14 protein-coding genes and 2 pseudogenes are annotated in these 16,526 nt (G+C 55.9%); 6 read left to right on the forward strand and 10 right to left on the reverse strand.

Translation table 11 applies throughout. The annotated features are described in order from the left end of the window. Positions 1 to 36: 36 nt before the first annotated feature. On the forward strand, positions 37 to 645 hold the full coding sequence (gene rsmD, locus NBH13_RS02935) for a 16S rRNA (guanine(966)-N(2))-methyltransferase RsmD (RefSeq protein WP_294446473.1): 609 nt from the start codon (positions 37 to 39) through the stop codon (positions 643 to 645). A gap of 48 nt (positions 646 to 693) precedes the next feature. Here the strand turns inward: rsmD and trmD are convergent, their stop codons facing one another. The 4 genes from trmD to rpsP all read right to left on the reverse strand — a co-directional run bounded on the left by trmD (position 694) and on the right by rpsP (position 3,008). Continuing rightward, positions 694 to 1,623 (reverse strand): tRNA (guanosine(37)-N1)-methyltransferase TrmD, encoded by a 930-nt coding sequence (gene trmD, locus NBH13_RS02940; RefSeq protein ID WP_144090205.1) that lies wholly within the window; start codon positions 1,621 to 1,623, stop codon positions 694 to 696. A gap of 90 nt (positions 1,624 to 1,713) precedes the next feature. Further along, positions 1,714 to 2,301 carry a ribosome maturation factor RimM gene (gene rimM / locus NBH13_RS02945; RefSeq protein ID WP_250779137.1) on the reverse strand — a complete coding sequence of 196 codons (588 nt, stop codon included), beginning with the start codon at positions 2,299 to 2,301 and terminating at the stop codon, positions 1,714 to 1,716. A 21-nt stretch (positions 2,302 to 2,322) separates the two neighbouring features. Further along, complete coding sequence (locus NBH13_RS02950) at positions 2,323 to 2,556, reverse strand: RNA-binding protein (RefSeq protein WP_003811858.1); 234 nt, start codon at positions 2,554 to 2,556, stop codon at positions 2,323 to 2,325. A gap of 2 nt (positions 2,557 to 2,558) precedes the next feature. Beyond that, entirely contained in the window at positions 2,559 to 3,008 is a 450-nt protein-coding gene (gene rpsP, locus NBH13_RS02955; protein ID WP_099594900.1) for a 30S ribosomal protein S16, read from the reverse strand. A 428-nt stretch (positions 3,009 to 3,436) separates the two neighbouring features. On the opposite strand from rpsP, the gene NBH13_RS02960 reads away from it, so the two are divergent. Next, positions 3,437 to 4,516: an endonuclease/exonuclease/phosphatase family protein gene (locus NBH13_RS02960; RefSeq protein WP_144090206.1), complete on the forward strand. Its 1,080-nt coding sequence runs from the start codon at positions 3,437 to 3,439 to the stop codon at positions 4,514 to 4,516. 78 nt (positions 4,517 to 4,594) lie between these two features. Here NBH13_RS02960 and ffh read toward each other — a convergent pair whose 3' ends face one another. Both ffh and cysS read right to left on the reverse strand, forming a co-directional pair. Beyond that, positions 4,595 to 6,241 carry a signal recognition particle protein gene (ffh, locus tag NBH13_RS02965; RefSeq protein WP_250778922.1) on the reverse strand — a complete coding sequence of 549 codons (1,647 nt, stop codon included), beginning with the start codon at positions 6,239 to 6,241 and terminating at the stop codon, positions 4,595 to 4,597. A 171-nt stretch (positions 6,242 to 6,412) separates the two neighbouring features. Beyond that, the gene (cysS, locus tag NBH13_RS02970; RefSeq protein WP_250778924.1) at positions 6,413 to 8,056 is read right to left on the reverse strand and encodes a cysteine--tRNA ligase; all 1,644 of its coding nucleotides are present in this window, start codon (positions 8,054 to 8,056) and stop codon (positions 6,413 to 6,415) included. A 114-nt stretch (positions 8,057 to 8,170) separates the two neighbouring features. Here cysS and NBH13_RS02975 point away from each other — a divergent pair, with 114 nt between their 5' ends. The 4 genes and pseudogenes from NBH13_RS02975 to NBH13_RS02985 all read left to right on the forward strand — a co-directional run bounded on the left by NBH13_RS02975 (position 8,171) and on the right by NBH13_RS02985 (position 11,931). Next, entirely contained in the window at positions 8,171 to 8,896 is a 726-nt protein-coding gene (locus NBH13_RS02975; protein ID WP_250778926.1) for a type 1 glutamine amidotransferase, read from the forward strand. Between the two features lie 121 nt (positions 8,897 to 9,017). After that, a pseudogene (locus tag NBH13_RS08750) lies at positions 9,018 to 10,076 on the forward strand (ABC-F family ATP-binding cassette domain-containing protein); the annotation flags it as partial. 81 nt (positions 10,077 to 10,157) lie between these two features. After that, positions 10,158 to 11,198, forward strand: a pseudogene (locus NBH13_RS08755) (ATP-binding cassette domain-containing protein); the annotation flags it as partial. A gap of 193 nt (positions 11,199 to 11,391) precedes the next feature. Next, on the forward strand, positions 11,392 to 11,931 hold the full coding sequence (locus tag NBH13_RS02985; protein ID WP_099571036.1) for a hypothetical protein: 540 nt from the start codon (positions 11,392 to 11,394) through the stop codon (positions 11,929 to 11,931). A gap of 399 nt (positions 11,932 to 12,330) precedes the next feature. On the opposite strand, the gene ilvN is transcribed toward NBH13_RS02985, so the two are convergent. The 4 genes from ilvN to rpmF form a co-directional block, all read right to left on the reverse strand. Then, positions 12,331 to 12,879, reverse strand: coding sequence for an acetolactate synthase small subunit (ilvN, locus tag NBH13_RS02990; RefSeq protein WP_144090212.1), 549 nt, complete (start codon positions 12,877 to 12,879; stop codon positions 12,331 to 12,333). A gap of 36 nt (positions 12,880 to 12,915) precedes the next feature. Continuing rightward, complete coding sequence (locus tag NBH13_RS02995) at positions 12,916 to 14,787, reverse strand: acetolactate synthase large subunit (protein WP_099571034.1); 1,872 nt, start codon at positions 14,785 to 14,787, stop codon at positions 12,916 to 12,918. Positions 14,788 to 15,043: 256 nt separating this feature from the next. Beyond that, the gene (gene rnc, locus NBH13_RS03000) at positions 15,044 to 15,859 is read right to left on the reverse strand and encodes a ribonuclease III (RefSeq protein WP_099571032.1); all 816 of its coding nucleotides are present in this window, start codon (positions 15,857 to 15,859) and stop codon (positions 15,044 to 15,046) included. 332 nt (positions 15,860 to 16,191) lie between these two features. Further along, positions 16,192 to 16,386 (reverse strand): 50S ribosomal protein L32, encoded by a 195-nt coding sequence (gene rpmF, locus NBH13_RS03005; protein ID WP_004220165.1) that lies wholly within the window; start codon positions 16,384 to 16,386, stop codon positions 16,192 to 16,194. Between the last annotated feature and the right edge of the window lie 140 nt (positions 16,387 to 16,526).

Genomic DNA, 16,526 nt, shown 5'->3' on the forward strand with positions numbered 1-16,526 from the left:
CGGACACACCTAAATTAAGCCCGCCACGCTAGAGTAGTGCGTATGCGCGTAATTTCAGGACGATTCAAAGGTGTGGCATTGACCACGCCGAAGTCGGGTACCCGACCGACTACAGATCGCACCAAAGAGGCGATTTTCTCGCACCTTGATTCGTGGGGAGTGTTGGACGATGCCCGCGTGCTCGATTTGTTTGCAGGAACCGGCGCTTTGGGCATCGAAGCATTGAGCCGTGGCGCGCGAGAGCTGGTGGCGGTGGAATCCTCCGCTCCGGCGGCCGCATTGATCGCGCAGACGCTGACCGCGTTGAAGCATAACCGTTCGTGGGAACATGGCATGAGCGCCCGCGTGGTGAAGGCCCGCGCGGAAAAATACGCGTCTTCGGCTTCGGCCGTTGAACCGTTCGACATGGTGTTCATCGACCCGCCGTACGCCTTCGAAACGAATGATTGCAACCAGCTGCTCGCCGATCTTGCCAGCCGTGAACTGACTTCCAGCAACACGGTGATCATGCTTGAACGATCCACCCGTTCCGAAGCTCCCGCGGCCCCCGCAAACTGGGAAATCACCGATCGGCGCGACTATGGCGAAACTGCCGTCTACTACATTGAACCCAGCGAGCCAATCTCCGATAAAGGTCAGCACTGATCGCAAGAAAAACTTGCGATCATTCCGCGTAAAACAAACGTTTGAAAGCTAGCGTTTGCGCGGGTGAGCGGCGGAAACCTCCCAACCGAGCGCCATCAGCGTCTTGCGATCGGCTTTGTCGAGTTTGGTGCAATCCAGCGCTTCGATCAGATCCGGACGCAACTCGTCGGTTTTCTGGAGCGCCTCATCACGGCGGAAACGATCCACTTTCGCATGATTGCCGGAAAGCAACACGTCCGGAACCTTGATGCCACGCCATTCGGCAGGCTTCGTGTACTGGCGATGCTCCAACAGCGCGTTCTCGCCCGTATACGATTCCTCAACAATCGATTCTGCATTGCCCATAAAACCGGGCAGCAGTCGCGTAATTGCCTCCAACATGACCGAAACCGCGACTTCGCCGCCGTTCAACACATAATCGCCAATCGAATACTCGCGCACATCAATGCCTTGCGCACGGTAATACTGCGGAATACGCGCGTCATACCCCTCGTAACGGCCGCAGCCGAACAGCAGATGATCGGCATGACTCAATTCCGTCGCATCCTGCTGTGTGAACAGTGGGGCGGAAGGATTCGGAAAAATCAACACAGGACCTGCGGAAGATTGTGCAATATTCGTTTTTTCGGAATCGTCGGATTTTGCGGGAACTGCAACAGTTGCAGAATTGCCAGAATCGCACGTATCGTAAGTATCGCAAGAAACTGCAGAATCCTCAATATTTTCCGTATTCTCAACTACCGCCGGCTCAAGCTGCAGCAGCTCGTCGAGGCACTCGCTCCACACTTCCGGCTTCATCACCATGCCTGCGCCACCGCCAACTGGAGTGTCATCGACGGAATGATGCACGTCGTGCGTCCAGTCGCGCAAATTATGGGCGGTCACTTCCACAAGACCTTTCGCCTGCGCTTTGCCGAGCAGACTGAGGTTCAGCACTTCGAAATATTCCGGGAAAACGGACACGATATCAATCTTCATAATGGTTCCAGAATACCGGTATGTCTGCCAAATAGCAGAAAACAAAAGGTGGGCATGGAAATCCAATGCCCACCTGATAAGTAATTGCGATCACAGTCCCGGAATAAGGCCTCCGGGCGGATCGAGGGTCAGATAGCCCTCTTCAAGGTCGATGTCTGGCACGAGCTCGTCCACAAACGGCACGAGCGCGCTGTTCTCAACCACAACGCCGTCGGCATCCTTCACCGGATTGGCGAGACGAATCTTCAGCAGCCATTGGGCCACTTCTATCACGTCAACGACTTTGCCTACCACCATGCCCGGTTCAAGGCCAAGCATATTGTTTTCAGCCAGTCGCGCCTCAAGGCCAATAAGGTCTTTCGGATACCATTCGTCGGCTTCAAGCATGTCTTCCGGATCGTCCGCCTCGCCATACAGCACAATGCCGTTGGCCGCTTCGGACTGGTCGCGGTTGTCAATGCCTTCGAACTTGATGATCCAACGGTTTTTGAAGGTACGGGAGTGTTCTACCACGTACTTTTCTTCGCCGTCTTTCGTATACAACACAGCACCGGGAGCGAACCGGTATTCCGGTTCGTCCGTATAGATCTGCACGGTGACTTCGCCTTTGAGTCCCTGCGCACGCCCGATACGACAGACCCTCAGCAGCTCGGGCTGTTGAGGGTCGTCAGAATGCATATCACGCACCACGCTAGGATCTCACCTGCGCACGTCCATGATGTCGACGCGCACCTTGTGGTCGGCCAGTGCCTGTACCACGGTGCGAATCGCATTTGCCGTGCGTCCGCTGCGTCCGATGACGCGACCGATGTCTTCCGGGTTGACGCGCACGCGAATGAGTTCGCCGCGCGCATTCTCATGGGACTTCACCGAAACATCGTCGGGGAAATCGACGATGTTCTTAATCAGATGTTCCACAGCCTGGGCGAGCATGATCACTCAGCTTCCGCAGCCGGCTCTTCGGCCGGAGCTTCCTCGGTAGCGGCGGCTTCGGCTTCAGCCTTGGCCTTGGCATCAGCTTCGGACTTTGCAGCCTTCAGCTTCTGAGCCTGAGCCTCAACGGCCTCAACGCGAGCGGCGGCATCCGGGCCAGCCTCAACGGTCTTCAGAGTGCCTTCAGCACCTTCAAGGCCCTTGAACTTCTGCCAGTCGCCGGTGATCTTCAGCAGGTGCAGCACCTGTTCGGTCGGCTGGGCGCCGACGCCGAGCCAGTACTGAGCGCGCTCGGAATCGATGACGATGGTCGAAGGCTGGGTGTTCGGGTTGTAGGTACCGATCTCTTCGATGGCACGGCCATCACGCTTGGTACGGGAATCCATGATCACCACGCGGTAGAACGCGTAGAACTTCTTACCCATGCGCTTCAGACGAATCTTGGTTGCCAAAATGGCTCTCCTTGTATAACTAGGGGTGTGCGTTTCGTTTTCTGTGTGGGGCACGGAATCCGAAACCCACGTGTTCCTCACGTCACGCGATAGTTAGAGGGCCTCGCGCGCGCGAATAACTTGACGATTATAACCGTGGGGTACGGACGGATGGGTCTTAGAATGTTTTCCGCTCTACGCGACTTTCCGAATCCATGCAAAACCGGGAAGTCGTTTGTCTGATTCTGTGGAAACGGTCAATTATGCGGCGAATATGATGCTTTGAATGACCGAATCGGCAGAATCGGACATTTGCTGGCATTCGTGAGATGTTTGCGTGGGTCTACATGACGGAATCGTCGGAATCAGGCAGGCTGGCTACACTTGGAGGTTCCGAGTTTGCGTATGTCCGTTCGGAGTGAACGGTTTGCATAGGGGGAGTTGCCTGAATGATTATCGCGCTTTGGATTGCGTTGATTATTTGCGTTGTGTGGATTGCGCTTGGTGAGATGCCGGCTGGTTGGGATGGTCATCTGCCGTTGCCGTACCTGATTGCGTTGATTCCGTTGCTGTGGATTCCGACGCTTGTGATTACCGTCGCCGGTTTCGCGTTGCATGAGCCGGCTCTCGGAGGAGTCGCCGCGGTGGTCTGTCTTGCGTCGCTGCTGCGCAAAATCGCATATTGGATGGAAAATCTCAATTCTCCCAATACTGCACAGAGAGTTGCCGAAAAACTTGCGAACAATCGTGAAACATCTCGTGAAACAGGCAATGAAGCTGTTGTGGAATCTGCGAGGCATGGCCGTTTCCGTGTGATGACGTTGAACTGCCGATTTGGTCGCGCTAACGCCGCGGCAATCGTCAGTGCGGTCAAAAAGCACGATATTGCGGTACTTGCATTGCAGGAATTGACGGACGATCTGGTTGCGCAATTGGATGCTGCGGGATTGTCTGATTTGCTTCCGTACCGTCAGTTGGGGGAGAACAAGGAAACGGATAATGGCGGATTCAATGGTGTGTGGATTCGCATTGAACCAAGCGACATGTCTCCGGTCACTGCGGTGATTCCCGCGGCCGATGTGCCGGGTGTGTGCTTCCCGATCGATTCGATGCGTGGCATCACGTTTGTTTCCGCACATCCGAAGTCGCCGATGCGTGGATGCAAGGAATGGTCGGCGGGCATCATCGGCTTGGGGGAATTGGCGACCACGCAGAAGCGGGACGATATCACCGTTGTGTTGGGTGATTTGAATTCCGGTACCGATCATCCAAGCTTCCGCAAGCTGCTGGAGGCGGGATTCAAGGATGCTGCCTTGTGCGAGGCGAAGGGCCGTCATGCCACGTTCCCGTCATGGCTGCCGTGGCCGCGCATCATTCTCGATCATGTGCTTTTCACCAAGGGATTGGACGCGTCTGATGTGCGTTCGTTCTGCGTTGAAGGCAGCGATCATCTTGCGCTTGTTGCCACGCTGACTTTGAAGTCAGTTAATGGCGATTTTGCGGTAGTCGATTCAGTTGAAAACAACTGATTGGAGTACGCAAAAGGGGATGTGATTCGTATTGAACCACATCCCCTTTTTACGTTGCTGTTTTTTGTGCCGCTTGCTTTAGTGCAGCAAGCCGGACAGTCCGCCACCAAAGTTCGGCGGCAGCTCACCGGCATCGCCCATCATGTCTTGCAATCCGGCAGGAAGCGCAGGATTCTGCGGCTTCTTGGCAAAAGCGGAACCACCGGAAGACTTACCGTCGGAGTTCTTACCGGCAAGCTTGTCGCGCAATGCCTTCTCTTCAGCCTCGCGCTTCATCGGATTTCCGGACTTGCTCTTCTTCTTGCCCTTTTTGCCTTTGCCCTTGCCTTTGCCGCCGCCCATGGCAGGACCGCCAAAGCCAGGCATGCCAGCGCCAACTTTGTTGCTCATACGCTTCATCATCTTTGCAGCCTGCTCGAAACGCTGCAACAGCGCGTTCACCTGCGAAACGGTCACGCCGGAACCGTAAGCAATACGAGCGCGACGAGAACCGTCAATAATCGAAGGGTCACGACGTTCCGCAGGAGTCATCGAACGAATAATGGCCTCAGTACGATCGATTTCCTTCTCATCGAACTGTTCAAGTTCCTTACGATGCGCAGCCATACCCGGAATCATGCCAAGCAGATTCTTCATCGGACCAAGCTTGCGCACCTGCTGCAGCTGATCGAGGAAATCATCCAAACCAAAGGAACCATCGGAAATCTTGACAGCGGCCTTACGAGCCTCTTCCTCATCGAACTGCTTCTGCGCCTGCTCGATCAGGGTAAGAATATCGCCCATATCGAGAATACGGGAAGCCATACGATCCGGGTGGAAAACCTCGAAATCCTTCAGACCTTCGCCAGTGGAAGCGAACAGAATCGGCTTGCCGGTAACGGAGGCGACCGAAAGCGCGGCACCGCCACGGGCATCGCCATCAAGCTTCGAAAGCACCACGCCGGTGAAGTCCACGCCCTCATCGAACGCCTTCGCCGTCTGTACGGCATCCTGACCGATCATCGCGTCGATTACGAACAGGATTTCGTTCGGCTGCACGGCATCGCGAATATCGCGAGCCTGCTTCATCAGCTCTTCGTCAACGCCGAGACGGCCTGCGGTATCGATGATGACCGTGTCGTACAGCTTCTGCTTGGCCAACGCAACAGCGTCACGCGCCACCTTCACCGGATCGCCGGTAGTCAGACCCGGGGAAGCGACGGCTTCGCCACCGTCGGACTGCACACCCTTTTCCGGAGCGTACACGGGTACGCCTGCACGCTCGCCAACCACCTGCAGCTGCGTCACTGCGTTCGGACGCTGCAAATCGGCTGCGACCAACAGCGGAGTATGGCCGGAATCCTTCAACCAGTAGCCGAGTTTGCCTGCGAGGGTGGTTTTACCAGCACCCTGAAGACCGGCGAGCATGATGATGGTCGGCGGATTCTTGGCAAAATTCAGCGGGCGGTCAACGCCAGCGCCAAGCACGGCCGTCAACTCTTCGTTGACGATCTTCACGACCTGCTGGGCCGGATTCAGTGCCTGGGAAACCTCGGTGCCGAGCGCACGCTCGCGGATTCGGCCGGTGAAGGAACGCACCACGTCGAGCGCCACATCGGCGTCGAGCAGCGCACGGCGGATTTCGCGGATCGTACCGTCGATATCAGCCTCGGAAAGCTTGCCTTTGCTCTTCAAATGCTTGAACGCAGTCGAGAGCCTATCTGTCAAAGAACTAAATGCTGCCATAATGTTCCTCAGTCTAGCCGTCCCGCGGGAAATTTCGCATTCTAATTAATGGTGTTGATGATGTTCAGTTGATATTCGGTGAGATGCTTGATGTTATTTGCATGAGAAATGAAAATCCCGTCTCTTCCAATAGAAGAAGACGGGATTATCGCCCATTGATGATGCAGCGGATTATTTGAGGGTCCAGGTAGGACCCTGGGGGGTGTCTTCGATGGTGATTCCGGCGGCGCCCAAGGCGTCACGGATGGCGTCGGCGCGGGCGAAATCCTTGGCCTTGCGGGCTTCGGCACGTTCTTCCAACTGTTCGGAAACCAAGCGGTCAAGCGCGGTGTGCTCAGCGGAATCGGCACCAGCTCCGGCAGTGCCGCCGGCCGCACCCTCGCTTACCCACGGTTCCGCCAACGGATCCAGACCAAGCGTATCGAGCATCGCACGCACATTCACCAAAACAGTACGCACTTCACCTTTCGCAATATCCGAATCAACACGATCGGCAAGCTTCGAAAGCAACGTGTTACCGAAACGAATCGCAGTGAAAATCGCAGCGGAAGCGCCGGAAACATTAATATCGTCATTCAGCGCGGCAACGAAATCAGCCGGCAGATCATCGGCGGAAATCGAAACGATCTCCTCACGAGACGGCTGCTCGCCAACAGCGGCACCGGCACGTTCGATGAAATTCGACACACGATCGTACGCGGACTGCGCTTCGGCCAACGTTTGATCCGACCATTCCAGCATGGAACGATACTGTACGGAACCAAGCGCATAACGCACCACCCAAGCGGAATTTTGAGTCAAAACCGCAGGAACGGACAAGCCGTTGCCCAGCGACTTCGACATCTTCTCACCCTTGGCTGTAACCCACGCGGAATGCATCCAGCGAGCTGCCGAATCGTAGCCGGCAGCGCGAGTCTGCGCCATTTCGTTCTCATGGTGCGGGAAACGCAAATCCAGTCCGCCGCCATGAATGTCGAACATATCCTTCAAATAACGGTGGCTCATCGCCGAGCATTCAATATGCCAACCCGGGCGACCCGTGCCGAACGGAGTGTTCCAACGCGCGTCAAGCGGATCGGAATCCTTCGGAGCCTTCCACAATGCGAAATCACGTGGATCATGCTTGTCTTCCGACATGTCCGCAGGATCCACCGGATTGTACTTGTCGTTGCCCGCATTGTCGACAGACGGACCCATGGCATCGGCCACCTCGGAAGCAGCATCAGCCACAGCGGTCTGCTTCTGATGCGTCAACTCGCCATAGTGCGGCCAGCTGGCAACGTCGAAATACACGTTGCCGGTAGGATTGCCGTTCTCGTCAGTCACCACGTAGCCGTGGCCATTGTCGATGATCTGCTTGATCAGATCGATCATGTCGATCATGTGGCCGGTCGCACGCGGCTCATACGTAGGCGGCTCAACACCCAACGTGTTGTAAGCCTCGGTGAACTCGCGCTCGTAGATGTACGCACGTTCCCACCACTGCTGGCCGGCGGCCGAAGCCTTATCGAGAATCTTGTCGTCGATATCGGTGACATTGCGCACGAACGTGACCTTGTAGCCCAAACGCTCGAACCAGCGGCGCACCACGTCAAACGCGACAGCCGCACGAATATGGCCGATATGCGGCGAGCTTTGCACGGTGGCGCCACACACGTACATGCCGACCTGACCGGGCTTGATCGGCTTGAAATTCGACACGGCGTGCGATGCGGTGTCGTACAGCTTCAGATCGGCAGCGGCGCTCGCCACTGCGTCAACTGCGGTTGCGACGCTAGAAATGTTGATATTCTGCGGTTCTTGCGTGTTCGTCATAACCACGAGAGTATTGCCAGAATCGGACATGCATGCGAGATAAAAATGAACGTCAAAACGGTTTTTGTTGGATTTGTGAACATTGTTTACGTAGGTAATGCAACAATAGAACGTATGACGCAATCACAGGTGCTGATTTTGCAACACGTTCCGTGGGAGAAACCGGGACGCATTTTAGACAGTCTGGATGATTTGGGACTGCAGTATCAAATCATCAATGTGGCCAATCAGAAGAAACCGGATTTGCCTGATTTTGGCGAGGTTTCCGGCGTGGTGATCATGGGCGGTCCGATGGGTGCGCTCGACTACGACAAGTATCCGGGATTGAAGGCCGAGGCCAAGCTTGCGCGGGCTGCGGTCAGCGTTGGCAAGCCGGTGTTGGGCGTGTGCCTGGGGCATCAGATCATCGCCACCGCGCTGGGCGCAAAGCTCAAGTCGGGAGAGGCGCCGGAAATCGGTTTTGCGCCGATCAAACGCATTGACAAGCATGATTATTTTTCCATGTGGAACAAAACCGTGGACGTGCTGCACTGGCATAACGATGTGGTGACGCTGCCGGAGGGCGCGCAACCATTGGCGCGATCCGAGAAGACTAAGGTGCAGGCGTTCCGTTTTGGTTCCGCTCTGGGCATGCAGTTCCACTTGGAGGTTACCCCTACCTTGTTGGAGGAGTGGCTTGACGAATCAAGCATGGTCAAGGATTTGAAGGCTGCCGGTGGGTCGAAATCGCAGTTGCGGGAGGCGTTTGCCGAATATAATCCGCAATTGCAGCCGCTCGCGGATCAGGTGTTTTCAGGTTTTGCCGCCCGTTGCAATTCGTATGGGCAGGGTTTGGCTTAGGCGCAGCAAGGCTGATTGCCGAGTTGCGTGCGGTTCCGATCGCTGCGTAGCACTGGCGGCGATTCGCAAGTTGCGGCATTGACTGTAAGTTTGGGAGATGTTCCCGCTACATTGGTGACTTATGCCGACTTATGATTTGGGACTTGAACACGTTTCGCTTGCTTTTGCGACCAAGAATATTTTCAACGATGTAACGCAGGGTGTTTTTGAAGGCGACCGCATCGGCATCGTCGGTAAGAACGGCGACGGCAAGTCCACGTTGTTGCATTTGTTCAAAGGCACGCAGGAGCCGGATTCCGGCCGCGTGACCATTCGCGGCGGGCTCACGTTCGGCATGCTCGACCAGCGTGATCCGCTCGACGACAATGCCACCGTGCGCGAAGCTGCGCTCGAAGGCCGTGAAGACTACGAATGGGCTGCGGAAACCAAGTCGCGCGAAATCGTCGAAGCATTGCTTGGCGGCATCAGCTTGGAAGCGAAAATCGGTTCGCTTTCCGGCGGTCAGCGTCGCCGCGCCGATTTGGCACGCCTGCTGCTCAAGGATTGGGATATTCTCGCGCTCGACGAGCCCACGAACCATTTGGACGTGGTGACCATTCACTGGTTGGCGGAACATTTGAAAAACCGCTGGTCGGCCGGATCCGGCGCACTGCTGCTCGTCACCCACGACCGTTGGTTCCTCGACGAAGTGTGCGAATCCATGTGGGAGGTGCACGATGGCGAAATCGAGCCGTTCGAAGGCGGCTATTCCGCATACATGCTGCAGCGTGTGGAGCGTGATCGCCAAGCCGACGTGCGCGAAACGAAGCGTCGCAATCTGGCTCGTAAGGAACTTGCATGGCTTACCCGCGGCGCCCGCGCCCGTTCCACCAAGCAGAAATTCCATGTGAAGGCCGCGCGTGAGCTCATCGCCGACGTGCCTCCGGTGCGCAATACGCTGGAATTGAAGCAAATGGCCACATCCCGCTTGGGCAAGCAGGTGGTTGACCTGATCGACGTGACGCAGATTTTCGAACATGTGCAAGGCGAAGCCGATATCGATCCTGATGTTGCCGAAATGGAAGCGTCGGCATCACGCGTCGATGTGGTGCCGGCCATGTATGCCGAGCCGCAAGTGCATGGTTCCGTGGAAGTTGCCGTCGATGATCTGACTGATCCGCGATTGGTGGATGCCGGTGTTGCAGCGGCGCAAGTAGCTGCAGCTGCACAAAAATCGCAGGAAATTCAGGGATCGCAAGAAAACAATAATGATTCTGCAGGAGAAATTACTTCTGCAGCACAAAAAATTACTGTTACCGGTCGTAAGATTCTTGACGACGTGACATGGCTGATCGGGCCTGGCGATCGTTTTGGCATTGTCGGCGCGAACGGTGCCGGAAAATCGACGTTATTGAAGATTCTTGACGGCACGATCACCCCTACTGTAGGTCATGTGAATATCGGCAAAACCGTGAAATTCGCGGTGCTTTCACAGCGTCTCGACGAGTTGGAGAAGCTCGGTAAATACAAGATCAAGGAAGTGCTGAGCCGTTATAAGCCGAGCTATATCGTTGACGGTAAGGAAACGACGCCGGGGCAGATGATGGAGCGTCTCGGATTCGAGTCGGCGCAGCTGATGACGCCGATCAAAGACCTATCAGGTGGTCAGAAGCGCCGTATGCAGCTGCTGCTGATTTTGCTGGACGAGCCGAATGTGCTCATCATGGATGAGCCCGGCAACGATCTCGACACCGACATGCTTGCAGTTATGGAAGATCTGCTCGATACGTGGCCGGGCACGCTGATCGTGGTTTCACACGACCGTTACCTGCTGGAACGCGTGACCGACCAACAGTTCGCGTTGATCGGCGGCAAAGTGCGTCACCTGCCCGGTGGCGTGCAGGATTATCTGGACATGACTGAGGCAATCAAGAACGGCAAGGATCCGTTTGCGGGCGAAAAGGCAGGTGCCGGCAAAGGCAAGAAGAGCGGTTCCGCTGGGGCTGGTGTTGCCGGTTCCACAACCGAAGGCACCGCAGGTAACTCCGCAAGTGGGTCTGCAACTGCTGAAGCATCTTCTGCGCCTTCTACGCCGAAGCTTTCCGGCAAGGCCTTCCATGAAGCCTCCAAGCGCGTATCGGCAATCGAGCGTAAACTCGCCAAACTCGAAGAGCAGAAAGCCGATCTTGAACAGCAAATGGCTGCGCACGACCCCAGTGACTACGAGGGCTTAGGCAAGCTCAACGAACAGCTTCAAGCCGTCACCGACGAGTCCGAAGAACTCGAACTCGAATGGATGGAGCTTTCCGAACAGCTCGAGTAGCATTCGTATCGCCCGCGCCAATTACCGGACAGGGTGTGCATGTTGTGGCGGCGGCGTAGCTCCTCCAGCGTTTCCGGTGAATGCTGGCCATTCGTGCGACAGCGATGCGTGGCATTCCATGTGCCAATGTCATATTCTTGTTATTGCAGGAGACCTTAGCTGTTCTTGTCGGAGAGACCAATGGAGGTGCCTTATGAATCAAGTGATGCGAAGAAGCGCCTGTTGCTTGTTGTCCACCTTGTTGTTGTGGTCATGCGTTGGTTGCACGAAAGCTGCACATGAAAGTTCTGGTGATGGCTCCGTACAGAGCAGCAGCGAGAATGATGATGCCGCAAAACAGGCATATAAAGCATTTACTGTGGACGCTCTTGACCGCGTTGCCGTCGATGACCTTAATGATTCGGAAGAACTGGTTCTAGTAAACAAGTTGGGTGCGAAATCCGTGCATGGCGATGATGCTATTTCGTTTGCAAAAACAGTTGATGACAGCAATATGTATTATGTCATCTCCATGTGTAAGCAGAAGGAACAAGCTCCTTATTCGTTTGTTCTCTACAAAGATGGACAGCCACACACCCTAACCACTAGGGAGGGCTGTACACCTAACGGAATAGAAACGATCTCTCTTCCGGCGAGGAATTTCCCAGATGCCACCTCATTGTCCATTATCAATATCGGCAATACGGATCTTGTTGTTTCCGTATATGAAGTAAAGGAGCACCATCATGAATAATTTCAGTCATAACGCTCCCTGTCGTGCTGCCATCATCATAGTTTGTGACATCACGATGAATGCTACTGGGCTAGTTGTTGCAAAACTGGCCGATTAGGTAGATGGGGTAGTAGGTAATATTGAGGTCGGTTTCGATGTTGCCGGGGCCGAAAACTAATCCTTGGCGAAGGTGATAACTTTCCTCTGCCAACACATTATTAAGCGCTCGATGAACCTTGTTTGATATCTTCTTGTGCCTGACGAACGTCTATGAGACTGTTGTTTTGCGCAAAAGATGCTACTGCATCCGGCATGCCTCCAATAATCAGATATTTTCTAAATATCGCAGATTTAACAACAAAAAAGGCTTTCCCGCGTTGAAACGGGAAGCCCTGTAGGTTTGTGATTAGGCTGATTGGATCAGCGGCCGGTGATTTCGGAACCGATCACCTTTTCGCTCAGCGCCTTCGGGCCGCGCGTCACGGCGACCGCACCGGAACGAACCAGCTCGATAACGCCGTAATGCTCCAAAAGCCCCAGCAGTGCATCGATCTTGCCTTCGGCACCGGTGGCCTCGATGGTCAACGACTCCGGATTCACATCGACCACGCGCACGCGGAACAGACGAACGATCTCAAGCACGTCGGAACGGTTGGATTCGTCGGCAGCCACCTTGATAAGCACCAGTTCGCGCTCCACAGTGGTGTCCGGATCCAAATCCACGATTTTCAACACGTGCAGCAGCTTGTTAAGCTGCTTGATGATCTGCTCGAGCGGCACTTCATCCACATCGGCGGTCACCGTGACACGCGAGATGTCAGGGCGCTCGGTGGGGGAGACGGACAGCGAGTTGATGTTGAACGCACGACGGGCAAACAGGCCAGCGATACGCGCCAGCACGCCCGGACGATTCTCTACGAGCACAGAAAGCGTATGGCGCTTGGAACCCGGCTGAGATGCAGGATACATTGGTAGACCCTTCCTTACTACTTACCCGATACTCGTTTACTCGTTGTCGGCAACAGCATTCGGACGCTGCAGCGGCTTGATTCCGGGCATATACGTGACATTGTCGTTGGAATCGCCAGCTGCGACCATCGGCCACACCATGGCGTCCTTCCATACGCGGAAGTCGATAAGCACCGGACGATCGTTGATTTCGTTGGCTTTCTTGATCGCTTCGACGGCTTCTTCTTCCGTGAACGCACGCATGCCGACGCAACCATATGCTTCGGCAAGCTTCACGAAATCAGGAACATCCACGATTTCCGGCGCATTCTCGCCATCCATCAGATTGGTGGCGGAATAATGCTCGCCGTAGAACAGGGTCTGCCACTGGCGAACCATGCCATATACGGAATTGTTCAGCAGCGCGATCTTGACCGGCGTGCGGTCGTGGAATGCGGCTGCCAGCTCTTCAGACGTCATCTGGAAGGAACCGTCGCCGTCGATCAGCCACACCGGCTTTTCGCCCTCATGGAAACGTTCGGAACCGACACGAGCGCCGATGGCGGCCGGCAGTCCGTAGCCCATGGTGCCAAGGCCGCCGGAGCTCAGCCAAGAATGCGGTTTCTCGAAATCGATGAGCTGCGTGGCCCACATCTGATGCTGGCCCACACCGGTAACCCAAATCGTGTCAGGATCAGCCAGGTCGGAAAGCTGCTTGATGACCCACTGCGGGGCGAGTGAACCATCGGTCGGCTCGTCCCACTTGATTGGGTACTTTTCACGCCAATCATTGATGATTTCCCACCAATGCGAAGTGTCAGGCTTGCCATGCACAGCCTGTTCGCGCTTGATTTCTGGAATGAGATCCTTCAGCACGGTTGCCACATCGCCAACAATCGGCACGTCCGGCTGACGGTTCTTGCCGATTTCCGCCGGATCGATATCAATGTGAATCACACGTGCACCCGGAGCGAAAGCGTCAAGCTTGCCGGTCACACGATCGTCGAAACGAGCGCCGATCGCAACAAGCAGATCGCAACGCTGCACGGCGCCGGTAGCGGCAATCGTGCCATGCATGCCAAGCATGCCGAGCACCTGCGGATCGGAATCAGGCACAACACCGCGTGCGGGCAGCGTAGTGACAATCGGAGCGTTCGTGACTTCCGCCAGTTCCTGCACGAACTTGCCGGCATCGGAACGTGCCGCACCGCCGCCCACATACAGCACTGGACGGTACGACTGCTCGAACAGCTTCGCAGCGTCGGAAAGCACACGGCCGTGCGCTTTCGTAGTGGGGTTGTAGCCGGGCAGAATCATGCGCTGCGGCCACGAATAGTACATATCGCCGGTCTGCGCGGTCTTGGTGACGTCAACCACCACCGGGCCGGGGCGGCCGGAACGTGCCACATAGTGCGCTTCAGCCAGCACGCGTGGAATATCCTGCGCACGCGTGACCAGATAGGAATGCTTGACCACCGGGTAGGTTGCGCCGACGATATCGGCTTCCTGGAAAGCGTCGGTACCAATGGCGTTCACGCCGACCTGGCCGGTGATGACCACCATCGGCACGGAATCCATGTTCGCGTCAGCGATCGGGGTGATCATGTTCGTGGCGCCCGGGCCGGACGTGACGATGCACACGCCGACCTGGCCGGTCGATACGGCATAGCCTTCAGCCGCGTGGCCTGCGGCCTGTTCGTGGCGCATCAGCACAAAACGGAAACCGGTCTCATCATTGATCGCATCGTAAACCGGCAGAATCGCACCGCCTGGAACGCCGAAAACATCCTTGACGCCCAGATCTTCCAGCGAACGTACCAGCGCTTCGGCGCCGGTCATCTTCTCGCCGTCAACAATGGTCTGCTTTTCAGTGGTTGCGGCTGCTTTGGGCATGCCGCTGAATGCCTGCAGAGGCGTAGGTAACACCATGTTCCCTCTCATGTTCGTTCGTGGAACTCTCTTACAGGGGTATGCTTCCGCGTTTCGGTGCACGCAATCAGCCGAACCCCATCATCGGAAAGCGGCGCAATCGCTTGTGGCGACTTGCGAATCGCAATCCTTCGCTAATAATCAGTCTATGCTATCGGCTGACAGGAGAATATGCCGGATTCGTGCCATATTCTGGCGCTTTGCGTTCCACGGTGGTATGAGAGGGTGGATTCGTAGCTGTTTTGTCCGCTTGCGACTACTTATTGTCGTTGCTGTCGTTGCCGTTGTTGCCGTGCTTGTGATGATGTTTGCGATGCTTACGGACGTTTTGTGCTTCAGACTTGCGATTATCCAGCGCCTTCCAACCTTCTTCAGCTGCGGCGAGTTGCGCCTTGCGTTTGCTGGTGCCTGTGCCGGTGCTGATGATTTCGTCGCTTTCGCCCAGCATGACGTTCGCGGTGAACACTTGCGCATATTCCGGACCGGAAACCGACATCTGGTAGCGCGGCTCGCCGAAGCCCATTCCATGCGCTTTGACGGTAAGCGAGGTTTTCCAATCGAGGGCAGGGCCTTCCGTGGCGACTTCCGCAAGCGTTTCGTCAACAAGATGATGCACAACGCGACGTGCCTCGTCAATGCCGTGCTGAATGAACGTTGCACCGATCAACGATTCGACGATATCGCACAAAATCGAGCTTTTATCGGCGCCGCCCTGATCGCTTTCGCCATGACCGAGCAGAATGTACGGGCCCGCATGTAGCTTTTCGCGGGCGATTTTGCTTAGGGATTCCTCGGAAACGGCTTTCGCTCGCATTTTCGCAAGCTGACCCTCGTTCATGTCGGGGTGCGCCTTGTAGAGGGTTTCCGTGGAAACGAGCTCAAGCACGGCATCACCGAGGAATTCCAAACGTTCGTAGTTTTTCGCGCCAGGATTCTCATGCGAGAAGGAGCGGTGGGTGAGCGCTTCGACCAGCAGGTCGGGTTCGAGCGTGGTGCCAAGCGCCTCAAGCAGCGCGTTGGCGGTCACCTCGCCTTCGGAAACGGCTGATGCGTCGATGTTGTTCTTGGTCATATTCGTCCTCGGTTTCGTAGTGGGTATGGGGCGGCGAAGCTCGCCGCACGGTTTCGGGACGTTGCGTACGTGGCAAAATGCCAGCGAATCTGGCCGATTGCTATGCAAACAACGATCTCGTTCAGTTTACTCTCTGCCCACGTCTAGGCGGAATAGGGCGGAAGCAGGGCAGGAAATAGGAAAGGGACAAGCGGAAAGGGACAAGTGGAAAAGAATGGGAATGAGACGGGTATGGCCGTGCTCTCAGCCTGAATCCGGCCTGAGATATGCAAAAACCCTGCCACCCGTCGATGGCAGGGTTCTCATGCTTTATGCCGTTACTCGGCAGCCACTCACTTGGTGTGGATGGAGCGGACAGCCTCGCGGTACACGCGGCCGCGGTAGGCGCCGCAGCTCGGGCAGGCCATGTGCGGCAGCGCCGGAGCGCCACAGTTCGGGCAGGTAACGGTCTGGGCGGCCTTGGCCTTCCAGTTTGCGCGGCGAGAATGAGTATTCGCGCGCGAGGTCTTGTACTTAGGCAGTGCCATTGTGTTTCCTCTGTTTCGTTCGAACGATTGAGCTTAAGCGTTCAGTATCTTAACTTGTGCTCCGTACAAACTGCAAAACTCGATCAGAAACCCATGCAAAAACCAAGTAAAATCAGCCTTGCCTGTACCCTGCTCGTATC

The organism is Bifidobacterium intestinale (assembly GCF_023656765.1).
GTDB lineage: Bacteria > Actinomycetota > Actinomycetes > Actinomycetales > Bifidobacteriaceae > Bifidobacterium > Bifidobacterium hominis.